The following is a 14450-nucleotide window of genomic DNA, read 5'->3' on the forward strand; positions in this document are numbered from 1 at the left end:
ATCGGTGCGCGCCTGGTCGTCGCGCGCCCGGACGGACATCGCGATCCGGCCTACCTCGCCGAGATCATCACCGCCGAGCGGGTCACCGTCACCCACTTCGTGCCGTCCATGCTCTCGGTCTTCGTGGCCGATGCGGCGGCGGGGCGGTGTGAGTCGCTGCGGCTGGTCTTCGCCTCCGGTGAGGCGCTGCCGCCCAAGCCCGCGCACCGCCTGCGCGAGTTGGCCGGTGCGGCGCTGCACAACCTGTACGGTCCGACCGAGGCCGCGGTCGACGTCACCTTCCACGAGGTGGTCGCGACCGATACCGATACCGTGCCGATCGGTGCGCCGGTCTTCAATACCCAGGTCTACGTGCTGGATTCGCGGCTGCGCCCGGTTCCGGTCGGTGTCGCGGGTGAGCTGTACCTCGCGGGCACCCAGTTGGCGCGCGGCTATGTCGCGCGCCCGGATCTGACCAGCGACCGGTTCGTGGCCAACCCGTTCGGCGGCGCGGGTGCGCGCATGTACCGCACCGGTGACCTGGTGGCCTGGACGGCCGACGGTGAGCTGGAGTACCTGGGCCGCACCGACTTCCAGGTGAAACTGCGCGGTCTGCGCATCGAACTCGGCGAGATCGAGCAGGCGCTCACCGCACTCGACGAGGTCGCCCAGGCCGTGGTCGTGGTGCGCGGTGATCAGCACACCGGCGATCAGCTCGTCGCCTACGTCATCGCCACGCCGAATCTGCGGCTGGATATCGAGACATTGCGCGAGGATCTGGCGCGGCAGCTGCCCGCCTATATGGTGCCCTCGGTCGTCATCGTGCTCGACGAATTCCCACTCAATGCCTCCGGCAAGCTGGACCGCAAGGCACTGCCCGCACCGGTATTCGAGGCCGCGGTGTTCCGCGCGCCGACCACACCGGTGGAGGAGATCATCGCCGCCACCTACGCCGATGTGCTCGGCTTGGAGCGCGTCGGACTCGACGATGACTTCTTCGCGCTCGGCGGCAACTCGCTCAGCGCCACCCAGGTCGCCGCCCGGCTCTCGGCCGCGCTGGACACCGACCTCGGCGTCCGCGAACTCTTCGAGGCCGCCACGGTGGCGGCACTGGCGGCCCGTGCGGAGTCGCGGGCCGGTGCCGGTGCGCGGGCGGCCCTGGTGCCGCAGCAGCGCCCCGAGCGGGTGCCGCTGTCGCTGGCGCAGCAGCGCATGTGGTTCCTCAACCGCTTCGATCCGGAATCGGCCGTGGACAATATCCCGGCCGCGGTGCGGCTTTCCGGTCTGCTGGACCGGCAGGCACTGCAGATCGCGGTCGCCGATGTGCTGGCCCGTCACGAATCGTTGCGCACCTACTACCCGGAGGTCGACGGCACCGCGTACCAGCGGACCGTCTCCACCGGCAAGGTGATCCCGGATCTGACGCCGGTCGATGTCACCGAAGCCGAACTGCCGCAGCGCCTCGCCGAGGTCCTGCTGAGCGGCTTCGATGTCACCGCCGAGGTCCCGTTCCGGGCCCGGCTGTTCGAGATCAGCCCGACCGAACATGTGCTGGCCCTTGTGGTGCACCACATTTCGGCCGACGGCTTCTCGATGGGTCCGCTCACCCGCGATGTGATGACCGCCTACGCCGCCCGCGTCGACGGCGGCGAACCCGCCTGGCGGCCGCTCGAGGTGCAGTACGCGGACTTCGCGCTGTGGCAGCGCGAGGTGCTCGGCGCCGAAACCGATCCGGAGTCGGTGATCTCCGGGCAGATCGAGTTCTGGTCGAAGGCCCTGCGCGGCCTGCCCGAACAGCTCGACCTGCCCGCCGACCGGCCGCGTCCGGCGGTGGCGTCGGGTCGTGGTGCGACGCATGTCTTCGAGATCGACGCCGAAACCCACGGCAGGCTTGCCGAACTCGCCCGCAGCCGGGGCGCGACGCTGTTCATGGTCGCGCACACCGCGCTCGCGGTTCTGTTGTCTCGTTTGTCCGGCGAGGAAGACATCGCGATCGGCACCCCGATCGCCGGCCGTGGTGAACGCGCACTCGACGACCTCATCGGCATGTTCGTCAACACCCTGGTGCTGCGGACCCCGATCGACGGCGACGCCACCTTCACCGAGCTGCTGCGCACCGTGCGCGGCATCGATATCAGCTCATTCGGGCACGCGGATCTGCCGTTCGAACGCCTGGTGGAGATTCTGAATCCGGCCCGTTCGCAGGCGCGGCATCCGCTGTTCCAGGTGATGCTCTCGTTCCAGAACACCGGTCAGAACAGCCTGGAACTGCCCGGACTCACCGTCAGCGGCGTCGAACTGCCCATCGATGTGGCCAAGTTCGATCTGCAGCTGGTGCTTTCGGAGCAGACCGCGACCCCGACCAGTACCGCCAACGGCGCCGGTGCCACCACGGTCGCGCCATCGGGCATCACCGCCGAATTGATCTACGCCACCGACCTGTTCGACGCCGACACCATGGCCGAATTCGGGCACCGGTTCAACCGGCTGCTGCGGGCCGTCGCGGCCGAACCGGATCGGGCCATCGGCGATATCGGCCTGCTCGACGAGCGGGAAACCGAACTGGCGCTGCGTGGTTGGAACGACACCGAGCGTGCGCTGGGTGTCGTCGGCACGCTGGTGGACGAGTTCGCCAGGCAGGCAACGGCCACCCCGGATGCGGTCGCGATCGTGGATCCGGCGACCGGAACTTCGCTGACGTACGCCGAATTCGGTACGCGTGTGCACCGGTTGGCGCGGCGTCTCATCGCGGCGGGGGTCGGTCCGGAAAAGCTGGTGGCGCTCGGTCTGCGGCGTTCCGTTGAGCTCGTGGTCGCGGCGTACGCCGTGCACGAGGCCGGTGGTGGGTATGTGCCGCTGGATCTCGATCAGCCCGCGGAGCGGATCGGCTATGTGCTCGAGTCGGCCGCGCCGGTGTGTGTGCTGACGACCTCGCGCGACGACTTCGACGGCACCGCTCTGCCCGCACTCGTCATCGACGAGCTGGATCTGTCCGGATACTCCGACGAGCCGGTCACCGATGCGGAGCGGATCGCACCGCTGCGGCCGAGCAACCCGGCGTACGTGATCTTCACCTCGGGTTCGACGGGTCGTCCGAAGGGTGTTGCCGTACCGCATGCGGCTGTGGTCAACCAGATTCGTTGGATCACTGGTGAGTACGGCATCGGTGCCGATGATGTGGTGTTGTTCAAGACTCCGGCGACGTTCGACGTGTCGGTGTGGGAGTTGTTCGGCCCGTTGTCCACTGGTGGCCGGATTGTGGTGGCGTCCCCGGATGGGCATCGTGATCCGCAGTATCTGGCGGATGTGATTGCGGCCGAGCGGGTCACCATGACTTCGTTCGTGCCGTCGATGTTGACCGTGTTCGCGGGCAGTGTGGATGCTGCCGGTGGTGCGGCGCTGGAATCGCTGCGTGCCCTGCTCATTGCCGGTGAGGCGTTCACCGCCGATGCGGCACAGGCCATTCGCAAGGTGAGCTCGGCCGAGCTGTACAACCTGTACGGCCCAACCGAATTCACCGTCCACGCGACCCACGGACCCGTCGCCGAAAAGGTCGACGGCGCGGTACCGATCGGCCTGCCGGTCTGGAATTCGCAGGCCTACGTGCTCGATTCGCGTCTGCACCCGGTGCCGCCGGGTGTGGCGGGTGAGTTGTACCTGGCCGGTGCACAGTTGGCGCGCGGTTACTTCGGCCGCGCCGATCTGACCGCGGATCGCTTCGTGGCCAACCCGTTCGGCGCGCCGGGTGCCCGCATGTACCGCACCGGCGACCTGGTCACCAGGGCCGCCGATGGTGCCATCGACTACCTCGGCCGCACCGACTTCCAGGTCAAGCTGCGCGGTCTGCGCATCGAACTCGGTGAGATCGAAACCGCTCTCACCGCGCACGATTCGGTCGCGCAGGCCGTGGCGCTGGTGCGCTCGGATGCCCGTACCGGCGATCAGCTGGTCGGCTACGTGGTGCCGGTGAACGGCGGCGAGGTGGACGTCGACGAGCTGCGCGGGCACCTGACCGGGCAACTGCCGTCGTACATGGTGCCAGCGGCGCTGATGGTGCTCGACGCCATGCCGTTGAACCCGAACGGCAAACTCGATCGCCGCGCACTGCCCGAACCCGCCTTCGAGGCCAAGGAATTCCGGGCGCCGTCGACCCCGATCGAGGAGATCGTGGCCGACACCTTCGCCGAGGTGCTGGGGCTGTCGGCCGCCGAGGGCGGGCGTCCGGTCGGTCTCGACGACGACTTCTTCGACCTCGGCGGCAACTCGCTGATCGCCACCCAGGTGGTCGCCCGCCTGGGTGCCGCACTCGATACCCGCGTTCCGGTGCGGCTGCTGTTCGAGGCGCCGAATGTGGCCGCGCTGGCCGCGCGGATGGAGGCGCAGCAGGGCACCGGCGGTCGCCGGGAGCTGGTGGCCGGACCGCGGCCGGAACAGATCCCGTTGTCGCTGGCCCAGCAGCGGATGTGGTTCCTCAACCGGTTCGACAACCAGACCGCCGTCAACAACATCCCGCTGGCGGTCCGGCTCACCGGCGCACTCGATACCGATGCGCTGCGGCTGGCCGTCGCGGATGTGGTGGACCGGCACGAGGTGCTGCGCACCGTCTACCCGGAGACCGCCGACGGCCACGGCGTGCAGGTCGTGCTGCCCGCCGGTCAGGTCCACCTCGACCTGACCCCGATCGTGGTGTCGGAGACCGATATTCGCGATCGCATCAGCGAGCTGGTGCTGACCGGCTTCGATGTCACCGCCGAGGTTCCGGTGCGGGCGAAGCTGTTCCGGCTCGAGGCCCCGATGGACGGGTCGCTGCCGGATACCCACGTGCTGGTCTTTGTGGTGCACCACATCTCCGGTGACGGCTGGTCGGTGCGTCCGCTGGCCCGCGATGTGATGGTCGCCTACGCGGCCCGCAACCGCGGCGAATCGCCCGCCTGGGCGCCGCTGCCGGTGCAGTATGCCGATTTCGCGCTGTGGCAGCGCGAAACCCTCGGTTCCGAGGACGATCCGGCCTCGCTGATCGCCAAGCAGGTCGCGTACTGGTCCGAAAGTCTGGCCGGACTGCCCGATCAGCTGGATCTGCCGTCGGATCGTTCGCGTCCGGCCGTCGCGTCCAACCGCGGTGATGTGTACGAATTCGGCATCGACGCGGCGCTGCTGACCGAACTCAACGCACTGGCCCGCGCGCAGGGCGCGAGCCTGTTCATGGTGGTGCACGCGGCGTTCGCGGCACTGCTCGCGCGACTGTCCGGCAGCGATGACATCGCCATCGGCACCGCCGTCGCCGGTCGTGGCGAAGCTGTGCTCGACGACGCGATCGGCATGTTCGTCAATACGCTGGTGCTGCGTACTCCGGTCGATGCCGGTGTGTCGTTCACCGAGCTGGTCGCGCGGGCCCGGGAAACCGATCTGGCCGCCTTCGGCCACGCGGACCTGCCGTTCGAGCGGCTGGTCGACATCCTCAATCCGGCCCGTTCGCAGGCGCGGCATCCGCTGTTCCAGGTGATGCTGTCGTTCCAGAACACCGGCGAGGCGGCCTTCGAACTGCCCGGCCTCGAGGTGGCCGGCGTCCCGCTCGATGTGGTGACCGCGAAATTCGATCTGCATCTGAACCTCGCCGATCGGATCGACGCGGCCGGGAATGCCGACGGCATGACCGCCGAATTCGCCTACGCGAAGGATATGTTCGACGCCCGCACCATTGCCGGTGTCGCGCAGCGGCTGGTCCGGCTGCTGCGCGCGGTGGTCGCGGATCCGGCCGTCGCGGTCGGTGACGTCGATCTGCTCGATGCCGCCGAACGCACGAAGGTGCTCGAAACCTGGAACGACACGGCGCACGACGTCGCCGAAGCGACCCTGGTCTCGATGTTCGAGCAGCAGGCCGCCCGGAGCCCGAAGTCGACCGCGCTGACGTTCGAGGGGACGAATCTGTCCTACGGCGAGTTCACCGCACGCGTGAATCGCCTTGCACGGCACCTGATCTCGCTGGGTGTCGGACCGGATTCGATGGTCGCGCTCGGTATGCGCCGGTCCTTCGAGCTGGTGATCGGCATGTACGCGGTGAGCGTCGCGGGTGGTGCGTATGTGCCGCTGGATCCAGATCATCCGGCCGAGCGCACCCGGTATGTGCTCGACACCGCGAACCCGGTGTGCGTGCTGACCACCGCGGCCGACGAATTCGACGCGGGCACCACGACGGCGCTGGATATCGCGGCGCTGGATCTGTCGGCGTACTCCGACGAACCGGTGACCGATGCGGAACGTCTGGTGCCGCTGCGGCCTTCGAATACCGCCTACGTGATCTTCACCTCCGGTTCGACCGGTCGCCCGAAGGGTGTCGCGGTCAGCCACTTCGCCATCGTCAACCGCCTGGTGTGGATGCAGTCCGAATACGGGCTGGATCGTGGCGATGTGGTGCTGCAGAAGACCCCGGCCACCTTCGATGTGTCGGTCTGGGAATTCTGGTGGCCGCTACAGGTCGGGGCGCGCCTGGTCATCGCCAAGCCCGACGGGCACCGCGATCCGGCGTACCTGGTGCGGACCATCGCCGAGGAGCAGGTCACCACGGTGCACTTCGTGCCGTCCATGCTCTCGGTCTTCGTGGCCGATGACCGGGCGGGCGAATGCTTCGACCTGCGCAACGTCTTCGCCTCCGGTGAGGCGCTGCCCGCGGTGACCGCACAGCGGTTGCGCGAGCTGACCGGTGTCTGGCTGCACAATCTGTACGGCCCGACCGAGGCCGCGGTCGATGTCACCTATCACGAGGTGACCGACGCCGACACCGTCTCGGTGCCGATCGGTGCCCCGGTCTTCAATACCCAGGTGTACGTGCTGGATTCGCGGCTGCACCCGGTTCCGGTCGGTGTGCCGGGCGAGCTGTACCTCGCCGGTGATCAGCTGGCGCGCGGCTATGTGGCGCGCCCGGATCTGACCGCGGATCGCTTCGTGGCCAACCCGTTCGGCACCGGCGTGCGCATGTACCGCACCGGTGACCTGGTCACCTGGACCGGGAACGGTGAGCTGGAGTACCTGGGCCGCACCGACTTCCAGGTGAAGCTGCGCGGTCTGCGCATCGAACTCGGTGAGATCGAATCCGCGCTGACCGCGCTGGATGCGATCGCCCAGGCGGCCGTGGTGGTCCGCTCCGACGATCGCCTCGGCGATCAGCTGGTGGGCTATGTGATCGCGGCGGCCGACCGTACCGTCGATATCGATGCGGTGCGCGCCGAACTCGCGGCCGATCTGCCCGCGTACATGGTGCCGACGGCCTTCGTGGTGCTAGAGGCGTTCCCGCTCAATGCCTCCGGCAAGCTCGACCGCAAGGCATTGCCCGCTCCCGTCTTCGAGGCGAAGGTGTTCCGCGCACCGTCGACCCCGATCGAGGAGATCGTGGCGAGCGTCTACTGCGATGTGCTCGGCATCGCCCGGGTCGGCCTGGACGACGACTTCTTCGAACTCGGCGGCAACTCGCTGCTGGCCACCCAGGTGACCGCGCGCATCGGCGCGGCCCTGGATACCCAGCTCGCGGTGCGCGACCTGTTCGAGGCATCGACGGTCGCCGCGCTGGCGGCCAAGGCCGAACACAATGCCGGATCCGGCCGCACCAGGCCGCGCCTGGTGGCCGGGGAGCGCCCAGCCCGTATTCCGCTCTCGCCCGCGCAGCAGCGGTACTGGTTCCTCAACCAGTTCGATACGGCCACCTCGGCGGTGGACAATATCCCGCTCGCGGTGCGGCTATCCGGTGCGCTCGATGTGGCGGCACTCGAGCAGGCGCTCGGCGACGTCTTCGCGCGGCACGAGGTGCTGCGGACCACCTACCCGAGTTCGGCCAGCGGTCCGCACCAGGTGATCCTGCCCGCCGATCAGGCCGTGCCGCGGCTGACCGTCACCGATATCGACGAGTCGGATCTGGTCCGCACGGTCATCGAATTCGCGCTCACCACCTTCGATGTCACCGTCCAGGTGCCGCTGAAGGTCACGCTGTTCCGGATCGCCGAACTTGACCATGTGCTCGCGTTCACGGTGCACCACGTCTCGGCCGACGGTTCGTCGATGGGCCCGCTGGCCCGCGATGTCATGGCGGCATATGTGGCACGCGCGCAAGGGGAGATCCCGCAGTGGGCGCCACTGCCGGTGCAGTACGCCGACTACGCGCTGTGGCAGCGGTCGGTGCTCGGTTCCGAGGACGATCCGGAATCGCTTGCCGCACAGCAGGTCGCCTACTGGCAGTCCGCGCTCGCGGGTCTGCCCGATCAGCTGGAGCTGCCCGCGGACCGGCCGCGTCCGCCAGCGCAGTCGTTCCAGGGCAAGGCGATTCGCTTCGAGATCGCCCCGGACAAGCACGCGCGCCTGCACGAATTGGCGCGGGCCAATAACGCCTCGCTGTTCATGGTCGTGCACGCGGCGCTGGCCGTCCTATTGTCTCGTTTGTCGGGCACCGACGATATCGCCGTCGGCACGCCGATCGCGGGCCGTGGTGAGCGTGAACTCGACGATCTGATCGGCATGTTCGTCAACACCCTGGTCTTCCGTACCCGGGTGCGGCCCGGCGATACCTTCGCCGATCTGCTCGCCGAGGTGCGCGAACGGGATCTGGAGGCGTTCGCGAACGCCGACGTGCCGTTCGAGCGGCTGGTCGAGGTGCTCAACCCGGAGCGTTCGACGGCGCGCAACCCGCTGTTCCAGGTCGGGCTCTCGTTCCAGAACCTGGCCGAGACCACCTTCACACTGCCCGGCCTGTCGGTGAGCGCGGTGAACTTCGATTCCCAGCTGGCCAAGACCGATCTGCACGTCACGCTCTACGACCGCTACGCCGATGACGGCACCCCGGCCGAGATCGTCACCGAATTCGGCTATGCCATCGACCTGTTCGACGAGGCCACGGTGCAGGGCTTCGCGGACCGGTTCCTGCGGGTGCTGGATGCGGTCGTCGCCGATACGGCGCAGCCGGTCGGCGAGATCGATCTGCTCGCGCCGCAGGAGAGCACCCGGATCCTCATGCAGTGGAATGACACCGCGCACGCGGTCGATACCACCGCGACGCTGGTCTCGCTGCTCGATGCGACCGTGGCCGCGACGCCGGACGCGATCGCGGTGGTCGCGGATGTGCCAACCGGCGGCAAGCTGGAGCTGGCCCACCCGTCGCCCGACCACCACCCCGCAACGAGTCGCTACGCGACGCTGACGTATGCCGAACTCGATTCGCAGGTGAACCGACTGGCGCGGTACCTGATCGAGCGTGGTGTCGGGTCGGAGGATCGGGTCGCGCTGGCGATCCGCCGGTCGGTGGATCTGGTCGTCGCGATGTACGCGGTGGCCAAGGCCGGTGCGGCGTATGTGCCCGTCGATCCGGATCAGCCCGCCGACCGCGTCGAATACATCCTCGGCACCGCCGCTCCGGTGTGCGTGCTGACCACCGGTCGCGAGGGCTTCACCTCCGCGACGGTGGATTCGGTGGCCATCGATGAACTCGATCTGTCGCCGTACTCGGATGCGCCGGTGGCCGGTGACGAACGACTCGGCACGCTGACCGCGGCGAATACCGCGTACGTGATCTTCACCTCGGGTTCGACCGGTCAGCCGAAGGGCGTGGCGCTGCCGCACGGTGCGATCGCCAATCAGTTGCAGTGGAAGACCAGCGAATTCGGCCTCGGCGCCGAAGACGCGGTGCTGCTCAAGACGGCCGCGACCTTCGACCTTTCGGTGTGGGAGTTCTGGTCGGCGGCGGTTTCCGGTGGTCGACTGGTCATCGCGACCGCCGATGGACATCGCGATCCGGCCTACCTCAATACCCTGATGCGCGATACCGGTGTCACCACACTGCATGTGGTGCCGTCGATGTTGGATGCCCTGCTGACCGAATCGGACGCAAAGCTGCCCGAGTCGTTGCGCCGGGTACTGGCGATCGGTGAGGCGCTGCCCGCCGCGACCGCGCAGCGGTTCCGCAAGGCCGATGCCGCCAAGCTGTTCAACCTCTACGGTCCGACCGAGGCCGCGGTGTCGATCACCAACCACGAGGTGACCGATGCGGATGCCGTTTCGGTGTCGATCGGTGCGCCGGAGTGGAACAGCCGCGTCTATGTGCTGGATTCGCGTTTGCGTCCGGTGCCGGTCGGTGTATCCGGTGAGCTGTACCTGGCCGGTGCGCAATTGGCGCGCGGCTACTTCGGACGGGCGGATCTGACCGCGGAGCGGTTCGTGGCCAACCCGTTCGAGACCGGTGCGCGCATGTACCGCACGGGTGACCTGGTGGCGTGGAATGCCGACGGTGAACTGGAATACCGTGGCCGCACCGACTTCCAGGTGAAGATCCGCGGCTTCCGCATCGAACTCGGCGAGATCGAGGCGGCACTGCTGCGGCAGACCTCGATCACCTCGGCCGCCGTGCTCGCGCACACCGATCCGGCGCTCGGCGACCGCCTCGTCGCCTACGTCGTGCCGACCACCGGTGAACTCGATAAGCGCGCACTGCAGTCGGCGCTGGCGGCGGAGCTGCCGTCCTATATGGTGCCGAGTGCCTTCCTGGCGCTGGAGGCGTTGCCGCTCAACGCCAATGGCAAGCTCGATCGCAATGCGCTGCCGCAGCCCACCTTCGAACATGCCGCATTCCGCGCGCCGGTCTCGCCGGTGGAGCAGCTCGTGGCCGGTGTGTTCGCCGATGTGCTGGGCATCGAGCGGATCGGCGCCGATGACGACTTCTTCGCCCTCGGCGGTAACAGCATCCTGTCGATCCAGTTGGTATCGCGGGCGAAGGCGCTGGGCGTGGTGTTCTCCGTGCGCGATGTCTTCGATCAGCGCAGTGTCGCCGGACTCGCGGCGATCGCCACCTCGACCGCCGAGCTGCGCCCGACAATGGCGGAGCTGCCCGGTGGCGGGGTGGGCGAGATCCCGCTGCCGCCGAGCATCGCGGCCGTGCTGGCCAGCGGCACGTCCTATCAGCGCCTCTCCCATGAGGTGACGGTGGCCCTGCCGAGCGAACTCGATCGCGACGGACTGCGCGCGGCGATCGCCACGATCGTCGACCGGCACGACGCCCTGCGCACCCGATTGCGCCAGGTGAGCGATGGCTGGACATTCGCGGCGCTCGAGCGCGGCACCGTCGATATCGATGCGCTGGTGCACGAGGTTTCGGTCGATGCCACCCTGACCGAGGACTACGGCTACGACGAGCTCAGGCGGCTCGCCGATAACGAACGCGCCGCCGCGGCGGATCGTCTCGATCCGGCGAACGGGGTGATGGCGCAGTTCGTGCGCATTACCTCGGACAAGGTCGACGGCGGCGATTTCGTGCTGGTTGTGGTGCACGCCTTCGCGGCCGATCCGAAATCCCTCGGTGTGGTCACCGCGGATCTGCGCGATCTGGTCGCGGCCGAGCCGGTCGCGCTGCCGGAGGTCGGCACCTCGCTGCGGCGCTGGGCCTACGGCCTGACCGATGAGGCGAGTGCCCGTGCCGCCGAACTGCCGTTCTGGCACGAGGTTTCGGCCACGCCGGATCCGCTGCTCGGCGCGCGCACCTTCGATCCCGCACAGGACACCGTCGCCTCGGTGCGGCGGGTTCGGGTCGAGGTGCCGACGGCGGTCTCCGAGGTCCTGCTCACCACCGTTCCGGCGCGGTTCCACGGCGGTGTGTCGGACGGGCTGCTTGCGGCATTGGCCATGGCGCTGGTGCGCTGGCGCGGCGAACAGCACGGATCGGATGTGCTGATCCGGCTCGACGGCGATGGGCGCGCGGCGGTCCGCGACGCGGAATTGTCGCGCACGGTCGGTGCTTTCACCACTACCTATCCGGCCCGACTCGGCCTGGGCGATATCGATCTGGCCGATGCGTTCACCGGCGGTGCCGCCGCGGGCGCCATCGTCAAGTCGGTGAAGGAGCAACTGCTCGCGGTGCCGGAGCAGGGTGCTGGCCACGGTCTGCTGCATCTGCCGCAGGTGGGTCAGGTGAGCTTCCGGTATCAGGACGCGGTGATCAAGACCGAGCGCGCGGCCGATATGCCCGCCAACGGTGCGGTGGATATCACCGTCACCGTGGGCGATGCGGACGCTGGCCCGCGTCTGCTCGCCACCTTCGAATTCCCGGTGGGCCTGCTCGGCCCGGAGCGGGTGCAGGAGTTGGCGGATCTGTGGGTCGACGCGCTGACCGCGCTGGCCGAGCACGCACAGCGCCCGGATGCCGGTGGGCACACACCGTCGGATCTGCCGCTGGTGCGGGTCGGCCAGTCCGATATCGACCTGTGGGAGCGGACCTACCGCGGGCTCACCGATGTGTGGCCCGTCTCGCCGCTGCAGTCCGGTCTGCTCTTCCACGCGCTGATGACCACGGCCACCGTGGACGTCTACACCATGCAGGCCGTGGTGCGACTGACCGGAACGGTGGATATCGAACGGCTGCACGCGGCCGCGCAGGCGATCCTGGATCGGTACCCGAACCTGCGCACCGCCTTCGTCACCGATGCCATGGGTCAGGCCATGCAGGTCGTGCTCGATCGACTCGAAGTGCCGTGGCGCGTGGTGGATCTCACCGATCTGCCCGAGGCGGAGCGGGCCGAGGAACTGCGGCGACGGATCGAGGCGGAGCACGCGGATCGCTTCGATATGTCCGCGCCGCCGCTGGTGCGCTACACGCTGTTCCGCACCGCCGCCGAGGAGTGGTCGCTGGCCATCACCACGCACCACGTGCTCGTCGACGGCTGGTCGATGCCGCTGCTCATGCGGGATCTGCTGGTGCTCTACGCGACGCGTGGCGATCAGTCGGCGCTGCCGCAGGTCTCCCCCTACCGCGACTTCCTGGACTGGCTCGCCACCCGCGACCAGGACGCGTCGCTGCGGATCTGGGCAGAGGCCTTCGACGGTGCGACCGAGCCGACCGAATTGGCGACGCCGGCGCGGACGGCCGAGACCTACGAGACCGGCAAGCTGGTCACCGAGATCGATGCCGACCGCACCCGCCAGCTCACCAAGCACTGCGCCGAACTCGGCATCACGGTGAACACGCTGGTGCAGGCGGCCTGGGGCATTCTGCTCGGCAGGCTCACCGGCCGGGCCGATGTGGTGTTCGGTGCCACGGTTTCCGGTCGGCCCGCCGAATTGCCGGGTGTGGAATCGATGGTCGGTCTGTTCATCAATACGCTCCCGATCCGGGTGCGTATCGACGACCGCGCGACCATCGACGATCAGCTGAAGCGGTTGCAGCGCGACCAGACCGACCTGCTCGACCATCACTACGTCGGACTCGCCGATATCCAGCGCGCCGCCGGGATCGGATCGCAGTTCGACACCCTGCTGGTCTTCGAGTCGTATCCGATCGATCGCGAGGCGATCGCGGCCGCGAGCTCGATCGACGGCATGTCGGTGGCCGATGTCGGTGTCGACAGCACGACGCACTACCCGCTGACCCTGCAGGTGACCGCGGAGTCCAAGCTCGAGTTCACCCTCGAGTACCTGCTCAGCCGGTTCACCGCCGATGAGGTGGAAACCCTGTCCACCAGGCTGATCCGGGTGGTCGACGCGCTGCTCGGCGATCCGAACGGACTGGTCGGCGATATCGATATCCTCGACGCCGGTGAGCGCGCTCGCCTGCTCGCCGAATCCGGTATCGCGGCAACGGCTCCCGCCTCGGAGCCGGTCGGCCGGGTCGGCGCGCGCACGGTGTCGAAGGTGCTCGGCGAGGTCGTCGAGGCGGATCCGGAGGCCCCCGCGCTGCTGGTGGACGGCGACGAAATCGCCTACCACGTGCTGGATCGGCGTTCCTCGCAGCTGGCGCGGGTGCTCATCGAGCGCGGTGTCGGACCCGGCGATGTGATCGCGGTCGCACTGCCGCGTTCGGTGGATGCGGTGGTCGCGGTCTGGGCCATCCAGAAGGCCGGTGCCGCCTGCCTGTTCGCCGGTGATCTGAGTGTCGACGACATGGTCGGCGCCGGAGCCGCTTTCGGGATCACCCTGGAACCGGTCGACGGCCCGATCAACTGGCTGGTGCCGAGCGATCCGACGGTGCAGGCCGAGTTGGCCTCCGCGCCATCGCATCCGGTGTCCTACGCGGACCGGGTGCGCCCGCTGGCCGAGGAACATGCGGCCTTCGTGGTGCTCGCGGCCGACGGATCGGTCCAGGCACTCAGCCAGACCGAGGCGCTGGAGCAGTCGGATCGGGTGCGCTCGGAATACGAGATCGACTACGAGTCGACGACGTTCACCACCGCGGTCTCCGGACGTGCGGCCCTGCTGGAGTTCCTGTCCTCGGCAACCGCCGGTGCCCTCTCGGTAGTGCCCAGTGCCGACGAGATCGCCGACGATCTCGCCGACGGCGAGGTCAGCCACTGGTTCGTCGGCCTCGACGAACCAACCGACGCCGCCGACGAGAACGTGCGCATCGTGATCATCGAGTAGGCGGTCGGGTCGGCCAGGCCGATCACTCAGCCCAATGCCCACCCCCGCTGACACCGCACTGTTACGGAGCACGCGGGCTAGACTCGGTACGA

1 protein-coding gene (running past one end of the window) is annotated in these 14450 nt (G+C 68.3%); it reads left to right on the top strand.

What is annotated here, in order from left to right; all coding sequences use genetic code 11:
- Positions 1-14358, top strand: partial view of a non-ribosomal peptide synthase/polyketide synthase gene (locus tag ACQP2D_RS05295; RefSeq protein ID WP_433685539.1) — the end only. It extends 22992 nt beyond the left edge of the window; the window shows 14358 of its 37350 coding nt (coding positions 22993-37350); its start codon lies beyond the left edge, outside the window; its stop codon occupies positions 14356-14358.
- Positions 14359-14450: the final 92 nt, after the last annotated feature.

Source organism: Nocardia sp. CA-119907 (assembly GCF_050955995.1).
GTDB lineage: Bacteria > Actinomycetota > Actinomycetes > Mycobacteriales > Mycobacteriaceae > Nocardia.